Raw genomic sequence first — 14602 nt, 5'->3', positions numbered from 1 at the left:
AGAACTCCTAGATTCTGATCCGGTCACGTTGGTGCGCCCGCACCTCCGACCCGCGGAGCCGCTGAAGTCGGCCGGGGCGTTCTGTGGGTGCGCGGCCACAGCCCCGCGAACACCACGACGCCGAAGGCCGCCAGTGCGATGGCGATCTCGGTGGGGTGCTTCCAGTAGCCGGAAAGCAGCAGCCCGGCGGGAATCACACCGGTGACCCAGCCTTCGATCGCCGTGACCCAGCCGGTATAGATCTTGAGGTCGTCCTTCTTGAGACCGAGCAGCAGGAAGAACAGGAACCACAGGTAGGCCCAGTAGAGCCAGATGACTCCGAAGGGGTAATCCTTCAAGAGCCGGAAACTGGCGAACGAATATCCCAGGGCGACAATTGCCACGAACAGTGAGTAGTAGCCGACGCCGGTGCTGTCGAGACCGGCGAGCAGGCTGACACCTACATAGAGGTAGGTGAATCCGAAAAGGTAGATGCCGGATGCCGCCAGGATCTTCAGGGGGTCGTCGTTGGCGGTGAAGATGAGGTAAGTAGGCGTCAGTACCTGCAGTGCGCCTATGAAAAGGTTGAACACCGCTCCTGCTCGGGTGTCGACCTTTCCGAGCAGGAGCAGCCCGTTCATGAAGAGCACCGCACCGACGAAGAGCAGTCCCACGTTTCCCACGGGGACACACCTCCTCAGTCCGCGTGGGGAGGGGAATCGCGTGGTGCCAGGGCCACCGATGAGCCGCCGCGGACACGGCCGGCTCCCGGCGCCCGCGTCGCGTGATCCCGCATTCCGCACACCGCTACGGGACGACGTCGTGTTCCGATGCCGAACCCGCATGAGACGTTCTGCCTTGCCGACCACCGCCTTCAGGGACGCGGCAGCCGCGAGAGTGCGGGGTGCGGGCGCACCCTTCGGCGTGGCGGCAGTTGAGAGACCACTGCCGGGGCCTCACGCGCCTGCTCCTCCCGGGCACGGAGGGCGGCAACCGCTTTCGAGGTCAGCGTGAGGCCGGGCGAGGAGTACACACGTCTCGCAGCGCCTGCACAGACAGGGCAGCCGTACGCCTGGGGCGCCGTCCCGATCGCCAACCTCACGTCGAAAGGCCCGCATCGGCTGCACAGGTATGCGTAGGTTGCCATCAGCAGCCTCCGAATTCCGGTGGACTTGCTGACAAACCCGAGTGCCTGCGCGCACGCCCAACCAGCGCACGCCGCAGCACGTTTCCTACGTTCCAGGAGACGTCTCGCACATCCCGGTGTCAAGTACCGGACGACCGGGTGTGGACCTCCGCCCGGGGACTTGGCGAACGCCGCTGCTGCCGCAAGCCCCACCGCGACACCCGGGTGCGCCCCGCCCGGTGGGCCACCTGGTGCGACCGTCGCCAGGACGCCCCGCGCAGACGGTGCACGGAACGGCCCCCGAACTCCCGTCACCGGCCCCTTCGAAATAGCCGCATCACTGTCCGCCGGAACGCCCGTCCGTTATTCCAGGGCATTGCAGTGTCGGCGCACACTCGACTAAAATTCAAGATCATCGGTGTTCTACCGATGGAGGACGTCATGGCAAAAATTCTTGCGGTGCTCTATCCGGACCCCGTGGGCGGTTATCCTCCCGACTACGCCCGCGACGAGATTCCCGTCATCAGCGGCTATCCGGGCGGTCAGACCACACCGACCCCACAGGCTGTCGATTTCACCCCGGGGCACCTCCTCGGCTGCGTCTCAGGAGAACTGGGACTGCGCCGGTTCCTGGAGGACCGGGGGCACACCCTTGTCGTCACGAGCGACAAAGAAGGGGAGGACTCCACCCTGGACCGCGAGCTTCCCGACACCGACGCGATCGTCTCGCAGCCGTTCTGGCCCGCCTATCTGACCGCCGAACGCATCGCCGCGGCCCCCCGGCTCAGACTCGCGATCACCGCGGGGATCGGGTCGGACCACGTCGACCTGACGAGCGCCATCGCCCATGGCATGACCGTGGCCGAGGTGACGTTCAGCAACAGCATCAGTGTGTCGGAGCACGCCGTGATGCAGATTCTCACCCTGGTGCACAACTACATGCCGGCTCACGAGTGGGTGACCGCCAGGAAGGGCTGGAACATCGCCGACAGCGTCTCGCGCGCCTACGACCTCGAAGGCATGGACGTCGGTGTCCTCGGCTCCGGCCGCATCGGCCAGGCGGTGCTGCGCCGCCTCAAGCCGTTCGACGTCAGGCTGCACTACTTCGACGTGCGCCGGATGGCCAAGGAGGTCGAGGAGGAACTGGAGCTGACCTGGCACCCCGACGTCCTTTCGCTGGCCTCCTCGGTCGACGTGCTCTCGATCCACACTCCGCTGCATCCGCAGACGCAGAACCTCTTCGACGCCGAGCTGATCGGGGCCATGAGGCGCGGTTCGTACATCGTCAACACCGCACGGGCGCTCATCGTCGACCGGGACGCCGTGGTGCAGGCTCTCGAGAGCGGCCAACTGGCCGGTTACGCCGGTGACGTCTGGTACCCGCAGCCGCCACCGCCCGACCATCCCTGGCGGACCATGCCCCACGAGGCGATGACGCCGCACGTGTCCGGGTCGACCCTCTCGGCGCAGGCACGCTACGCGGCCGGTACGCGGGAGATCCTGGAGTGCTGGCTCGACGGTCGTCCCATCCGCCCGGAGTACCTGATCGTCGAAGGGGGTGCGCTCGCCGGCACGGGAGCGAGTTCCTACACGGTCGCCGGATGACCGAGACGGGCGCGAGCGATGTCCGGCGGACAAAGAAAAAAGCTGCAGATTCAATAGAAGATCCACCACCCGGCTGTGAGCCGGTTCACCCACGATTTACTGGACGGGCCCGGGGCAAACCCTTAGCGTCCATAAATACATTGCTTTTCATTATGCGGAGACAGCGGCGCCGCGCCTAATCTCTCATAAGAAAACCAGGCGAACGCCGGGAAGGTGGATCAGTGAGCATGGACGCAGTGTGGGTCCGGGGCGTGACCGGTATCCAGATGCACCACGTGACCGACCTTCAGGACGCCGGCAGGTTTCTGGGCAACGCAGCGATGGCACTGCGGGCCGCGCACGTAAGAACCGGCGCCGACCGGTACTCCCACCTCGCCGCCGAGCTCAAGGCTCTGGTGGAGCGAGTGCGTGAGCTGGAGGACGAGGCACGGTCGAGCATGCACGAGCTGCACTCCACCGACCCCGAACGGTTCGTCCGCTGCCGGGACGGCCACGAGCCGTGGCCCGGCGAGATCCCGGCAGGATTCATCCCGCGCCACACCTGCAAGGACGAGTGCCTTTACCACGACCGCCAGGTCCTCGACGCCCTCATGCAGTGCACCTGCGGGCGACCGCCGTGCCGGGCCTGCGAGATCGGCGGGAAGCTCTGACGAGCCCCGGCGCTTCCCCGGCCGAACCGGATCGGGACACGATCCCACCACGTACGGTCATGGCATCCCACTCGCGGTGATCCGGACCGACCGCAACCACAACGCCGTCATCCGACGCCTTCCGCTGGTCGATGCCGTCCCGGTCGCGGACCACGGTCGGCAGGGCCGTGACGACGCGCTCGAATCCGCTCACCCCGACCCCACGGCTGCGCAGGTCGCGGCGCGATCCAGAGGCTGACGGTGCCGCCGTGTTCCCCGGTTCAGGAAGCCGCAGCCCCCGAATCGGATCCGGCAGCCGGTCGGCGACACCACGCGCGCCCCGCAACTGGAGGACCCGTTCGTCCCGGGACCGCCGAGTCCGCAGCCCGGCTCCCCACCGCGCGCCGCGCCACCTCCGAGAGACCCTTTCCCCAACCTTCCCGGACCGGAACCCGGCCCGACGACGCGGCGCAGCCCGGCGCATCCCGGCCCGGCGGCCGTGCCGGATGACTACGTCTGCGCTCGGCTCTGCCCCGCCTGCCGCGAGCAGCAAGTGCGCAGGTATCGACGGCCCGGACGGGCGCACGGATGTGGAAGGATCGGGTCCGTGAATGCGCGTCCCCCGTCCGGTGCGGGTTCGGCAGGCGGGGGTGAACTGCGGCGTGTTCTGGAGCGCTTCGACGTCGGCGTCGTGGTGCGCCGGATGGAGGCCGGGTTCGGCCAATTGCCGGCATACACCAGGTTCGAGTGGCCGGTGGACCGGACGGCCGTGGTGCGCTGGAACGTCGACCTCGTACTGCGCTGGATGGTCAACGGGATCCCGCCGGACAGTTACCTCCGTTCCGAACTGCACGAGTTCCTGCGCGCCCGAGCTGTCGCCGGCCAGCCGATCGAGGACAGCATCCTGGTCTACCGCCGTGGTGCGCGGATGTTCTGGGAGACACTGCTCGACCTGGCGGGTGAGGAGGACCGGGCGGTGCTCCTCGCGGAGTGGGACACGGTCTGGGGGTGTCTGGAGGACTACCTCGACCTGGTGGTGGACGTGTTCGCGCGGGCCTACGCCGACCAGCAGGACGCGCCGTCCACGGCCGGAGACCGGCGCGCCCGAGCCCTGTTCGACCGGTTGTGCGCGCGGCTGCCGGTCACGATCGAGGACCGGGACCGGGCCGCCCGGCTCGGGTTCGACCTGGCGGAACCGTACCGCCCCTTCACCGCCCTGCTGACCGGGGCCACGGTCGCCTCGCACGCCGATCTCGCGTCGCGGTTGCGCACGGCAGGGGCGCTCGCGTTCACCGAGGGGATCCGGGTGACCGGGCTGACACCGCCCGGGTTCGGCTGGCAGGCGTTTCTCGACGACCCGCGACTGATCCTGGCCCAGGACCCGCCACTCGCCCGCGACCGGCTCGGCGCGGCGGTCGACGGCCTGCGCGCGTTGCTCGCGATCGCGGCCCGCTCCGGACGCCGGGGCCGGGTACGCGCCGACGACTACCTGCCCGAACTGCTGCTGGCCGACTCCCCGGAAGCCTCCGACCGGATCGTCCGGCGGGTCTTCGGTCCGCTGGAGCGGGCCGAGGCCGTGGATCTGGCGGACACCCTGCGGTGCCTCGCCGTCCACGGCTTCGACAGCACCGCGGCGGCGGCCGCGCTGCCGGTGCACCGCAACACGCTGCTGTACCGGATGGGCCGGATCGAGAAGCTGACCGGTCTGTCGCTCAAGGACCAGCGGGACCGCACCCTGGTGCTGCTCGCCGTCACCTGGGAAACCGTCGCCCCGGCCCTGCAGCCGGCCTCCGGGCGGCCGGACGCCTTCGACTAGCTCCCGCCTCTCCACGGGGGACCCGGCCGGTCAGGCCGGTCGCGCGATGCCCCGGATCCGGCGTGCCAGGCCGAGCTGCATGGCGCCGAGCATGATCAGCCACAGCCCGGCCAGGAAGGACAGCGTCAGCAGCGACAGCCCCGGCCAGACCAGCAGCGTCAGGCCGGCCAGGACACCGAGCAGCCCGATGAAGACGTTCCATGCTCGTCCGGGCAGGCCGGGATGGTCGACCGCCGCGAACACGGCCGTGAAACCGTCCACGATCCAGTAGACGCCGAGCAACAGCCCCAGCGCGAGCACCGTGATCAGAACGTGCCGGATCGCGTACAGCCCGAGCAGCAGGCTCACCACGCCGAGGACCGCGGTGAGGGTGCGGGCGGTACCGGTCTCCCCCAGACTCGCCGATCCCACCAGCCGGAAGACCCCGGTGGCGATCAGCTGAGCACCGAGGACCACCGCGAGTACGACGAGGGTCGGACCGGGCCACGCCAGGGATATGACACCGATGACGATCGAGACCAGCCCGTAGAGCAGATGCCAGGTCCAGGAACCGCCCAGGCGGGCGACGGGGCTTTTGTTCATGCCGCGAAGCTATCGGCGCTCCCGTTGGGCGAACTCCCAAAAAGACGCCGGGCCTTCGTGCCCGCGCACAGGACGGAAGGGCGTTGAATGGAGCGGACAGCACGCGCATTCGGAGGGGATCCTGTACCGGTGTCCGGCACGCGCCGGACACCGGCCGCGGTCCCGCGCGGCCCCCGCGGGAAATGGCCGCCGGGGCAGTGCCCGAGTGTCGCGGAAGCTGTCCGGAAAGACCTGTTCCAGTTGCCTACGCGGGGAGTGCGAGGACATGGCCGGTCCCGTTGACTGGGAAAGCTTCGCCGTGATGACCGGAGGCGCCAGCGGTGCGCTCACCGGCCTGTTGTTCGTCGCGGTGTCCCTCAACGCCAACCGGATCGCCAGACACCCGGTGCTGCGCGCGATCGCGGCGCAGACCCTCGTGCTGTTCCTCGCGCCGCTGGTCATGGCGACGATTCTGCTGGTGCCCCGCCAGGCCGACCGGGCGCTGGGCGCCGAGCTCATGACCGCCGGGCTGGCCGGGGGCCTGAGCCTGCTGACCATCGGGCGGCGCAGGCGCGCTCCGGTCACCGCCGACAAGCGACTGACCGGCCTCTTCGACCGCCGTGACACCAGCATCGTCGTCATGCTGCTGTTCGTGGCCGGCGGAGCCGTCCTGGCGTCCGGCAGGCCCGCCGGGCTCTACCTGCTGCTGCCCGCCTCGCTCGTGGCGTTCGTCAGCGGGGTGCTGAGCGCATGGAACTTCCTGCTCCCGCCGCCGGACATGCTGTAGCGGTCTCGCGCCGACGGCACGGCCCGTGCCCGACGCGTGCCGGCAGCACCGGGGCCGACGGTGACCATGGCAGCGGCCACCCCACCCGTCCGCCGGCCGTCCTCGGCCCCCCGACGCACAGGCCGCACCGGACATCCCTGTGCGCCACATCCCGGTGCGCCGGCCGCCACCGGCTGCCCGTGCACCGGCCGCCACCGGCTGCCATGCGTGGGCTGCCTCCCCCGTGTACCGGCGAGAACCGGTCCGCACCGAGCATCTGGAAGGTAACAGCCATGTACGCCACGCCCCGGGCCGGCGTCGGGCCCGCGGTGGCCGGGCGGCTGCGCGGCGTACTCCAGGACCTGGACAGCGCGGCGCTGGCACGGCAGTTGGCCCGCGAGCTGAGCGGCACCCCGGTCGGACGGATACCTGGCCATGGCTCCCAGGCGGGAGCCATGGAGTACCTGATCCGCCGCAGCCTGGAACTGGTCAGGAACTGGCTGCTGAGCGGACAGGAGCCCGGCGGGGAGGCGCTGTCGGACCTGTACGAGGCGGCGCGCGAGGCGGCGCGGCACGGCCTCACCGTGGAGGACGCGATCCGCGCCTGCTGCGGTGCGGCGCGGGCGGTGCGGAGCACCGTGACGGAGGCCGGCCCGCCCGAGGGCGGTGCCTGGCCGCCGCCTGACCTGGAGGTGCCGTGGGCGTTCCTCGACATCGCCCTGACGACCGTCACGCGGGCGTTCGCCGACCAGCGGGACCTGCCGTCCGCCGACGGCGACTCCCGGGCGGCGACGCTGTTCGCCCGGGTCTGCGCCCGGTCGGCGACGACCATCGAGGACCTCGACCGGGCGGAGCGGCTGGGCTTCGAACTCGCCGGGCCCCACTGCCCGTTCGTCGCCGCGATCGACGGCGGCTCGGCCGCCGCGCACGCCGGTCTGGCGGCGCGTCTGCGGTCCGCGGGTGCACTCGCCTGCACCCAGGGGCACCGCGTCGCCGGGCTGACCGGTCCGGGCTTCGACTGGGCGGGCTTCCTCGCCGACAGCGCGCTGATCCTCGCCGCCGAGTCGGCCACCGCCGCCGCCGGGCTCGCGGAAGCGGTGGGCAACCTGCACGACCTGGTCACCCTGGCGGGCCGGGCCGGACGCCGGGGACGGATCCGCCCTGACGACTTCCTGACGGAGCTCATGCTCGCGAACTCCCCCCGGCTGGCCGAGGACATCGTGCGGCGGGTCCTCGGCCGACTGGACGCCGAGGACCCCTCCGGGACGTTGTCGCAGACGCTGCGGTGCCTGGCCGCGCACGGCTTCAACCGGACCGCGGCAGCGGCGGCGCTCCCGGCCCACCGCAACACCCTGCTCTACCGCATCAACCGGATCGAGAAGCTGACCGGCCTCGACCTCGACCGGCACGCACACCGGGAACTGGCCCGGCTGGCCGTCGTCTGGAGGGACACGACAGGCGGCGACACCCTGGCCCGGCCCGAGTGAGAGTCGGCGGGGGCCGCCGGGTGCACCGACGGGGCCCGGCCTCGGAACAGGCTCCGGGCGGCCGGTGCCGGACGAGGACGCGCCCCGGCACCGCTCGCGGTCGGCGTCTTCGACTTCGCTGCCGTCAGGGGTTGGTGCCGTGCACAACAGCCGGTCGAATCCTTGGCCCTGTGCACAGTGCGAGCGGTGCCACGCTGACGGCGGCAGGACAGAACCGGCCGGGCGTCCGCCCCGGCGGCTGCCGTAGCGAGGGAGGGATGCGGGCATGACTTCCGCACCGAACACGATCGTCCTGATCCACGGCCTGTGGATGACGCCGCTCGCCTGGGAGCACTGGGCGGCCCGGTACGAGGAGCGGGGCTTCACCGTGCTCACGCCCGGATACCCCGGGATCGAGCCGGGGGAGGCCGGGGTGGCGGCGCTGCGCGAGGACGCCTCGGCGATAGCCGGTGTCGGGGTGCGCGAGGTGCTGGATCATCTCACCGCCGTCATCGGGAAACTCGACTCCCCGCCGATCATCATGGGGCACTCGTTCGGCGGGACGTTCGCCCAGCTCCTGGTGGGCGCCGGGCTCGGGGCGGCCGGAGTGTCGATCGACGGCGCCGCGGTCAAGGGCGTGAACGCGATGCCGTTCTCGGAGCTCCGCTCGGTCCTGCCGGTCCTGAAGAACCCGGCGAACGCACACCGGGCCGTTCCCCTGACGGCCGAGCAGTTCCACTACGCCTTCACCAACACCCTGGACGAGGACGCCTCCCGGCGGGCCTACGACCGTTACGCCGTGCCGACGCCGGCCCGCATCCTCTTCCAGGGCGGCCTCGCGGCCGTCACCCCGCACGCGGCCACGACCTTCGACTTCGCCGACGGTGACCGGGCGCCGCTGCTGTTCGTCTCCGGCGGCAGCGACCACATCCTGCCCCCGGTCGTCCAGCGGCAGAACTACGAGAAGAACGCGAAGCACTCGACGGCGGTCACCGCCCACGTCGTCTTCGACGGCCGCGACCACTTCACCTGCGGTGAGCCCGGCTGGGAGGCCGTCGCCGACTTCGCCCTCGACTGGGCACTGAGCCCGCGCGCCGGCGTCCTCGACGCCGCGCCCGGCGAAACCCGCTGACCGGATCCGGATCCGGATCGGGGTCCGAACCCGAGCCCGAGCCCGACGAGAACGGCTGACACCGGCTGAGACCGGCTGAGAACGGAGACACCCCCATGTCGAAAACGGTGGCCGACGGCCTGTGGGAGATGCTGGTCAGCGCGGGCGTACGGCGCTGCTACGGCATCGTCGGCGACGCACTGAACCCGGTGGTCGACGCGATGCGCCGCAACGGTCAGGTCGACTTCGTGCACGTGCGCAACGAGGAGTTCGGCGTCTTCGCCGCGGTCGCCGAGGCGAAACTGACGGGGCATCCGGTAGCCGTGTGCGGGACGGCAGGCCCAGGAGTGGCACACCTGATCAACGGCATGCTGGACGCCCTGAAGGAGAAGGTGCCCGTCATCGTCCTGGCCGGCGACACCGAAACCGGCCTGATGGACAGCGAGACCGTCGAGGAGCTGAATCCGTACCGGTTCTTCGCCTCCGCGGCGGTGTACGTGGGCCGGCTGGTCAATCCCGGCCAGCTCCGCACCGTCGTGACCTCCGCGGTGACGGCCGCGGTGACCCGGGGCGGCCCCGCGGTCGTCGCACTGCCCGGTGACGTCGCGGCGGCGCACGCGCCGAAGGACCGCTACGAGATCCGGCTGCCCCGACCGGTACGTGCGCCGGCCGGAGCGGCGGACCTCGCCGCCATGGCCGGGCTGATCAACGAGGCGGGCACGGTGGCGGTCTTCGGCGGCCAGGGCTGCGCCGGGGCGCACGCGGAGGTGACGGCGCTGGCCGGAAGGCTGGGTGCACCGGTCGGCTACTCCCTCAAGGGCAAGCAGTTCCTCGAACACGACAACGCGAACGCGGTCGGGATGACCGGCCTCCTCGGCTACGGCGGCTGCCATCACGCGCTCCAGCACGCGGACGTGCTGCTGATGCTCGGCACCGACTTTCCGTTCAGCAGCTTCCTGCCGCACGGCGGGACCAGGATCATCCAGGTCGACCACGACCCGGAACGGCTCGGCCGGCGCGTACCGGTGGACCTGGCCGTCACCGGCGACGTACGGGCCACCGCGGCCGCGCTGCTGCCACTGGTCGAGCCGAAGTCCGACGGCGGGTTCCTCGCCCGCTGTGTGGAGGAGACCGAGCGGTTCCACCGCAGGATGCGGCACTACGCGGAGAAGGGGCCGCGGATCAGGCCGATCAGGCCGGAGTACCTCGCCACGGTCCTCAGCGACCTCGCCGCCGACGACGCGCTGTTCTTCGCCGACACCGGCACCCCCGTCATCTGGGCGGCCCGGCACATCAGGTACGGGCCGAAGCGGCGGCTGCTCGGATCGTTCTCGTGGGCGTCGATGGCCACCGCCTCGCCCGGCGCGTTCGGGGCACAACTGGCCTTCCCCGGACGGCAGACGATCGCGCTGTGCGGCGACGGCGGGTTCACCATGCTCGCGCTCGGCGACCTGCTCACGGAGGTACAGCGCCGACTGCCCGTCGTCCACATCGTGCTGAACAACAGCGGCCTGGACTTCGTCAAGATCGAGCAACAGGAAGCCGGTTTCGTCCCGTTCGGGACCGACTTCGCCAACCCGGACTTCGCCGCCGTCGCCGAGGCCATGGGCGCCAGGGGCATCCGCATCGAAGACCCCGGTGACGTGGCGGACGGCCTCGCGGCCGCGCTGGCCCACACCGGCGGCCCGGTCGTCGTCGACGTCCTCGTCGACCCCTACGCCCTCGCCGTCCCCGCCCACGTCCCCGCCGGCACAGCCGCCGGATTCACGCTCAGCGCGGCACGGCAGATCCTCGCCGGCCGCCTCGACGACGTCATCGAGACCGCCACGCACAACGCCCGGATCGTTTGAACGGCCGCCCGGTCGACGGAGGAAGACGCACCATGACAGACAGCCACGACTCCCCGCCGGACACACCGGCCGCATCAGCCGCACCGGCCCCAGCGGCCGCTCCGGACGCGACGCCCGGCGGCTGGCGCGAGATCTACCACGGCGGCTCACCGGAGGCCGAAGAGGCCCACTTCCGTGACCTGGCGGACGTCGTCGTCGCCGTCCAGCGGACGAACAAGCGGAAATCCGGCTCGCAGGTCTCCCGCCGCACGTTCCACGCCAAGATCGTCGTCGGAGTGGACAACGCCGAACTCGCCTTCCGGACCGATCTGCCCTCCGACCTGTGGGCCGGAGACTTCACCGCCGGAGCCCGGCTGCCGGCCGTCGTCCGGCTGTCCAACGCCAGCGGCACCGTCCGGCCCGACGGCAGCCCCGACCTCCGCGGCGCGGCACTGAAGCTGACCCTCCCCGGTGGCGGCGAACACGACCTCCTCATGACCAGCTACCCGGTCTCCCACGCCCGCGACGCCACCCAGTTCGTGGAGATCGCCAGGATCGGCGCCGGTCCCAAGCCCCTGGTCCTGCCCCGCATGCTGGCGCGGCTCGGCCCTGCGGAGACCGCACGCGTCCTCCGCAATCTCAGGCAGGCCAACCGTCCCTCGCCCGGGCTGGCCCTGGAGTCCTACTGGAGCCGCGGGGCCGTCCTGTGGGGCGCCACCGGACCCGTCAGGTTCCGCCTCAGCCCACTCGGCCCACTCGACAACCCCGCCCCGCCGCCCGCCCTGCCGCCGGACTCGCCCGACGCCCTCCAGGCCGACTTCGCCGCCCGGCTGAGCGACGCGTCGGTCCGGTTCGCCCTGCACATCCAGAAGTACGTCAGCGAGAGGCTGACACCGATCGAGGACGGGGCGGTCGAATGGAAGGAAAGCGACTCGCCCTGGCTCGCCGTGGCCACCCTGACGATTCCCGCCCAGAACACCCTCGACGCGAAGGGCCGGGCCACCCGCGACCGCATCGACACCCTCGCCTTCAATCCCTGGCACGCCCCGGCGGAGTTCCGCCCCCTCGGCAACCTCAACCGCGCCCGCCGCACGGTCTACACGGCCAGCGCCAGGGAGTGGCACGCCCGGTAGCGGGTGCGCCGACCGCCCAACCCGCCCTACTCCACACGCTGGTCGACGGCATGGGGCGGCCCGGATCACCCGTGGGGCCGGCCCGGCCGGACAGGCAGCCGCGACTCGGCCACCGGCACGAGGAGAGGGAGGAGAGGACCGGGCCGCCGCCGCAAGGAGCGCGACGACGTCATGTACCGGCATCGCCGCGGATCTGAACCGCGGCGGCGCCTCGCCGCCCCGGCGATGAGGAGCGAGTCCGCCCACGGGGACGAACCGGGCAGGGTGCCCGATACCACGCCGTTCGGGTCGTGGGGGTTTCGACGTGGACTGAGAGGGGTTCGCATGCAGACAGACGGGCGACGAATATCCGAGGCACCCGCCGACGGCGATCGAAGCGATCAGAGGACCGGCCGGGCGCCGGTGTCACGGCTGACCGTGTTCGGCTGGGCCGTCGCGGCGGCAGGGGGCGTCGCGGCGGTTGCCGTGGCCGCCATGACGCTGTACAGCGTGCGTTCGGTGCTGGTCAAGGCAGTCATCGGGCTGTTCCTCGCCGTCAGCCTGGATCCGCCGGTGCGCTGGATGGTCGGGCGCGGAGCCCGACGCGGGCACGCGGTCGCAGTCATCTTCCTCACGACGCTCGTCCTGGCTGCTCTGTTTCTGTGGGCGTTTCTTCCCCCGCTGCTGAGCCAGGGCACGGGCCTCACCTCCGACTTCCCCGGCTACCTGGCGCATCTGCGCAGGCAGTCGCCGCCCCTCGCCCGGCTGGACGACCGCTTCCACCTGCTGGAGCACGTCACGGCATGGGCCAGGACAATGCTCGATCGAGCCGGACACAACGCCTGGACGTATGGGCAGCGAGCGATGGGCGCCGTATCCTCGGCGCTGCTCGTGGGCGTACTGACCATCTATTTCATGCTCGACCTGCCCCGGATACGGAAGGGGCTGGTCGCCGCCTTCCCGCAACGGCACCGCCGCAAGGCCGACGCCGCCGTTGCCGTCGTCGCCGACAAGGTCGGCTCATACATGATCGGAAACTTCGCCATCTCGGCGATCGCCGGAGTCGCCACGTTCGTCGCTCTGACTGCCCTGCAAGTGCCGTTCGCGGTTCCGCTGGCGGTCTTCGTCGCACTGACCGACCTGCTCCCGATGATCGGCGCGACACTTGGCGCCGTGGTCTGCATCGTCGCCGCCCTGGCCACCACCGACCTGTGGCCGAACACCATCGTCGTCGCGCTGTTCTTCGTCGTCTACCAGCAGCTGGAGAACTACCTCATCGCACCGAGGGTGTTGCGCAACGCGGTGCAGATGTCGGCCCTCGCCGTGCTGCTCGCGGCGCTCATCGGCGGAACGCTACTCGGACTCATCGGTGCGCTGATGGCGATCCCCATCGCCGCTGCCGTCAAGGCCATCACCGTCCCGGCGCTGCGAACCCGTCGGCAGGGCAGCCTCACGACGACGCACGAGACCCCGGCCCAAGGTCATGAAGCAGTCGGCCGTACCTGAATGAGCGTCAGCGTCGACTGTTGTGTGCGGCGGAGGCCCGCCGGTCGCCATCGCCGCCCACCGCACCGACGGTAGGTAGCGCCCGGCCTTGCGTGAGCACTCTCGGCATCATGACGGCCCGGTGGTCGGGCTCTTGTCACGGAGTTTTCGCTCGGCCAGGGCCCCCGGCCTGACCAGCGGGGCAGGCAGAGAACCGGGCGCGCGGACGCGTACATGACTGAGTCTGCAACCGGATCTCCACAGCGAAGGCGCAACTGCGGCACAGGTGAGTTCGGTTGATGCGGAGTTGTCCGGGTCGGAGCAGACGTGACAGCAGCTCCCGGTTTCAATGTGCAGCACTATATGTAGAGAGGCTGCCCTCAATCCGTGTGCATGTATGCACGGATGCTTGGCCGACCGTTTCAACTGCCCTGCTGGGAGCAACGACCGACTGGATGCCGGGCATGCTCCGTGATTTGATCCTTCGCGCCGCAGGGATCGCGCCAAGGCGCCCGGAAGGGATGGCGCGGGCTGCGGTCGCGGCCGACCTTCTGTCCCCAGCTCGGCCGTTCCCCCCTTGTGGAACATCCATACGAAGGGCAGTTTCATGATGAACTCCGCTCCCCAGGTTCAGACCCTTGAAATCTCCGACACCGAGCTCGACACCGTCTCCGGTGGCCTGAGCCCGCAGGTCGGTATCACCGCCGGCCCGACGGCGCTCAGCAGCTCGGACCTCGCGGCTCAGGTCGGCGCGGTCAAGGACGAGGTCCTGGACACCGTCGGTCAGTACCACCAGGTGGGATTCACCGTCTCCTTCTGATCGCCAGATCGCGGGACCTCCTCGTCGGGTGATCGCTGATGGCCTGACCGGCAGCCCGACCGTTGATCGGTAACCACGGCAACCAGCTGCCACACGCCACCGCGTCTCGGCGACATGATCTGGACGGGCGGGGAAGAGGCTCCCGCCCAGGAGACATGGCATCCGCGCGGTATCAGCGACACGCGTATGGCACGCCCCCGAACACGACGCAGGGCCGGCTCAGGAGGAAACCCTCCTGAGCCGGCCCTCGTCGCTGTGCCCCCGGCAGGATTCGAACCTGCGACACCCGCTTGAGGA

Annotated in this window: 13 protein-coding genes; 10 read left to right on the top strand and 3 right to left on the bottom strand. The window is 70.5% G+C overall.

What is annotated here, in order from left to right:
* Positions 1-23 precede the first annotated feature (23 nt).
* Both ACFY0P_RS36310 and ACFY0P_RS36305 read right to left on the bottom strand, forming a co-directional pair.
* A complete protein-coding gene (locus tag ACFY0P_RS36310) occupies positions 24-662 on the bottom strand; it encodes an AmiS/UreI family transporter (RefSeq protein WP_388923087.1) in 639 nt (212 codons plus the stop codon).
* 191 nt (positions 663-853) lie between these two features.
* Positions 854-1126, bottom strand: a complete 273-nt coding sequence (locus ACFY0P_RS36305) for an FmdB family zinc ribbon protein (RefSeq protein ID WP_388923084.1) — start codon at positions 1124-1126, stop codon at positions 854-856.
* Between the two features lie 420 nt (positions 1127-1546).
* On the opposite strand from ACFY0P_RS36305, the gene ACFY0P_RS36300 reads away from it, so the two are divergent.
* From ACFY0P_RS36300 to ACFY0P_RS36290, 3 genes are all read left to right on the top strand, one after another.
* Positions 1547-2710, top strand: coding sequence for an NAD-dependent formate dehydrogenase (locus tag ACFY0P_RS36300; protein WP_388923081.1), 1164 nt, complete (start codon positions 1547-1549; stop codon positions 2708-2710).
* Between the two features lie 227 nt (positions 2711-2937).
* Positions 2938-3360 (top strand): hypothetical protein, encoded by a 423-nt coding sequence (locus tag ACFY0P_RS36295; RefSeq protein ID WP_388923235.1) that lies wholly within the window; start codon positions 2938-2940, stop codon positions 3358-3360.
* A 586-nt stretch (positions 3361-3946) separates the two neighbouring features.
* A complete protein-coding gene (locus tag ACFY0P_RS36290; protein ID WP_388923078.1) occupies positions 3947-5155 on the top strand; it encodes a PucR family transcriptional regulator in 1209 nt (402 codons plus the stop codon).
* A gap of 30 nt (positions 5156-5185) precedes the next feature.
* Here the strand turns inward: ACFY0P_RS36290 and ACFY0P_RS36285 are convergent, their stop codons facing one another.
* Positions 5186-5737, bottom strand: a complete 552-nt coding sequence (locus ACFY0P_RS36285) for an HdeD family acid-resistance protein (RefSeq protein ID WP_383712549.1) — start codon at positions 5735-5737, stop codon at positions 5186-5188.
* A gap of 265 nt (positions 5738-6002) precedes the next feature.
* Between ACFY0P_RS36285 and ACFY0P_RS36280 the strand changes: the two genes are divergently transcribed.
* From ACFY0P_RS36280 to ACFY0P_RS36250, 7 genes are all read left to right on the top strand, one after another.
* Positions 6003-6503: a hypothetical protein gene (locus ACFY0P_RS36280; protein WP_388923075.1), complete on the top strand. Its 501-nt coding sequence runs from the start codon at positions 6003-6005 to the stop codon at positions 6501-6503.
* A gap of 272 nt (positions 6504-6775) precedes the next feature.
* The gene (locus ACFY0P_RS36275) at positions 6776-7969 is read left to right on the top strand and encodes a PucR family transcriptional regulator (RefSeq protein WP_388923072.1); all 1194 of its coding nucleotides are present in this window, start codon (positions 6776-6778) and stop codon (positions 7967-7969) included.
* Positions 7970-8234: 265 nt separating this feature from the next.
* Positions 8235-9080, top strand: a complete 846-nt coding sequence (locus tag ACFY0P_RS36270; protein ID WP_388923070.1) for an alpha/beta hydrolase — start codon at positions 8235-8237, stop codon at positions 9078-9080.
* A gap of 95 nt (positions 9081-9175) precedes the next feature.
* Positions 9176-10909, top strand: coding sequence for a thiamine pyrophosphate-dependent enzyme (locus ACFY0P_RS36265; RefSeq protein ID WP_388923068.1), 1734 nt, complete (start codon positions 9176-9178; stop codon positions 10907-10909).
* A gap of 32 nt (positions 10910-10941) precedes the next feature.
* A complete protein-coding gene (locus ACFY0P_RS36260) occupies positions 10942-12021 on the top strand; it encodes a hypothetical protein (RefSeq protein WP_388923065.1) in 1080 nt (359 codons plus the stop codon).
* 417 nt (positions 12022-12438) lie between these two features.
* Entirely contained in the window at positions 12439-13506 is a 1068-nt protein-coding gene (locus ACFY0P_RS36255; RefSeq protein WP_388923062.1) for an AI-2E family transporter, read from the top strand.
* 586 nt (positions 13507-14092) lie between these two features.
* Complete coding sequence (locus ACFY0P_RS36250; RefSeq protein WP_388923060.1) at positions 14093-14305, top strand: hypothetical protein; 213 nt, start codon at positions 14093-14095, stop codon at positions 14303-14305.
* Positions 14306-14602: the final 297 nt, after the last annotated feature.

Origin of the sequence: Streptomyces sp. NPDC001714, from assembly GCF_042892755.1 — a bacterium.
In the GTDB taxonomy this organism is placed as follows: domain Bacteria; phylum Actinomycetota; class Actinomycetes; order Streptomycetales; family Streptomycetaceae; genus Streptomyces.
This window is presented reverse-complemented; position numbering and strand designations above follow the sequence as displayed.

What these genes read in the sequence shown, in the direction of transcription:
- ACFY0P_RS36305 (WP_388923084.1), bottom strand. Translation starts at nt 1,126, where the DNA reads ATGGCAACCTACGCATACCTGTGCAGCCGATGCGGGCCTTTCGACGTG.
- ACFY0P_RS36300 (WP_388923081.1), top strand. Translation starts at nt 1,547, where the DNA reads ATGGCAAAAATTCTTGCGGTGCTCTATCCGGACCCCGTGGGCGGTTAT.
- ACFY0P_RS36295 (WP_388923235.1), top strand. Translation starts at nt 2,938, where the DNA reads ATGGACGCAGTGTGGGTCCGGGGCGTGACCGGTATCCAGATGCACCAC.
- ACFY0P_RS36285 (WP_383712549.1), bottom strand. Translation starts at nt 5,737, where the DNA reads ATGAACAAAAGCCCCGTCGCCCGCCTGGGCGGTTCCTGGACCTGGCAT.
- ACFY0P_RS36280 (WP_388923075.1), top strand. Translation starts at nt 6,003, where the DNA reads ATGGCCGGTCCCGTTGACTGGGAAAGCTTCGCCGTGATGACCGGAGGC.
- ACFY0P_RS36275 (WP_388923072.1), top strand. Translation starts at nt 6,776, where the DNA reads ATGTACGCCACGCCCCGGGCCGGCGTCGGGCCCGCGGTGGCCGGGCGG.
- ACFY0P_RS36270 (WP_388923070.1), top strand. Translation starts at nt 8,235, where the DNA reads ATGACTTCCGCACCGAACACGATCGTCCTGATCCACGGCCTGTGGATG.
- ACFY0P_RS36265 (WP_388923068.1), top strand. Translation starts at nt 9,176, where the DNA reads ATGTCGAAAACGGTGGCCGACGGCCTGTGGGAGATGCTGGTCAGCGCG.
- ACFY0P_RS36260 (WP_388923065.1), top strand. Translation starts at nt 10,942, where the DNA reads ATGACAGACAGCCACGACTCCCCGCCGGACACACCGGCCGCATCAGCC.
- ACFY0P_RS36250 (WP_388923060.1), top strand. Translation starts at nt 14,093, where the DNA reads ATGATGAACTCCGCTCCCCAGGTTCAGACCCTTGAAATCTCCGACACC.